The organism is Cupriavidus sp. 01L46 (genome assembly GCF_056399905.1).
In genome coordinates this window covers 1-441 of the sequence record NZ_JBFTSF010000728.1, presented here as the reverse complement: position 1 = coordinate 441, position 441 = coordinate 1, and the positions used below count along the sequence as shown (strand labels likewise).

At 62.8% G+C, this 441-nt stretch carries 1 protein-coding gene; it reads right to left on the bottom strand.

Annotated features, from left to right (window positions below; all coding sequences use genetic code 11):
• On the bottom strand, nucleotides 1-441 hold a 441-nt coding region (locus AC1DS3_RS39530), incomplete at both ends, for an ABC transporter substrate-binding protein (RefSeq protein ID WP_477129487.1).

Here is a 441-nt window from a genome sequence, read left to right as displayed (position 1 = left end):
GTTCCATTTCTGGATGATGCCGGCCAGCGTGCCATCGGCCTTGATCTTGGCGATGGCCTTGTTGATGCGGGCCAGCGTCTCGGTGTCGCCCTTGCGCACGACCAGGCAAACCTCGCCGACATTGACCGGCTTGTAGCTGGCGGCCAGCTTCACGCCCGGGAAGGCATTGTGGCGAATCTGGTAGGCGATGATGGGCTGGTCGCCCAGGCCAGCCTTGATGCGGCCCAGCGTCAGGTCGCGCGTCATGTCCGCCACCGAGTCGTAGCTGCGCACCTCCTTGAAGATGCCCTTCTTGTTGAGCATGTCGAGAAAGACCGTGCCCACCTGCGCCCCCACGACCTCGCCCTTGAGTTCGTCCAGCGAGGCATAGGGCTTGTTGTCGTCGCCCTTGACGATCAGGCCTTCGCCGTATGCATAGACCGGATCGCTGAAGTCCACCAC